This window comes from Vibrio sp. 9-16B-A1, from assembly GCF_056726165.1.
Genome location: NZ_JBSDZD010000040.1, coordinates 1 through 564, shown reverse-complemented (window position 1 = coordinate 564; position 564 = coordinate 1). Strand labels below are relative to the sequence as shown.

2 rRNA genes are annotated in these 564 nt (G+C 40.1%); both read right to left on the bottom strand.

Annotation, left to right across the window (positions count from 1 at the left end):
- Positions 1-110: ribosomal RNA gene (locus ACVB80_RS24340) — 23S ribosomal RNA — on the bottom strand; the annotation flags it as partial.
- A gap of 367 nt (positions 111-477) precedes the next feature.
- Positions 478-564, bottom strand: a 16S ribosomal RNA gene (locus ACVB80_RS24335); the annotation flags it as partial.

The following is a 564-nucleotide window of genomic DNA, read 5'->3' as shown; positions in this document are numbered from 1 at the left end:
CCCAGACTCAAATGGTTGTTACTACCTAATCTGGGCTTATCGCAAGTTACTACGTCTTTCATCGCCTCTGACTGCCAAGGCATCCACCGTGTACGCTTAGTCACTTAACCATACAACCCCAAGAGGTCTTTCGTATGGCAAACAACCAAGGTTTATTGTTGCTTCATTATTTGAATGAGCGAAGCAACACTTCGATTTTGCCGGACTCAAATATAAGTAACTTTCGTTACTTCCAAGAACACTTGAATGTGTGTTGGTACCTAAATCATAAAGATTCAGGATTTGAGAACTTTTAATTGAATAACAACGCTTATCTAAAAGATAAGGGGATTGTTGTTATTCGTCAGCTTTCCAAATTGTTAAAGAGCATAAAGCACAAAAGCTTTAATCAATAACCGAAGTCATTCATTAAAGCTCTGCTTTAACTTATATAAACCATCAATCTGTGTGAACACTCATCGCAATAATCATTCGTATTAAGGAGGTGATCCAGCCCCAGGTTCCCCTAGGGCTACCTTGTTACGACTTCACCCCAGTCATGAACCACAAAGTGGCAAGCGTCCT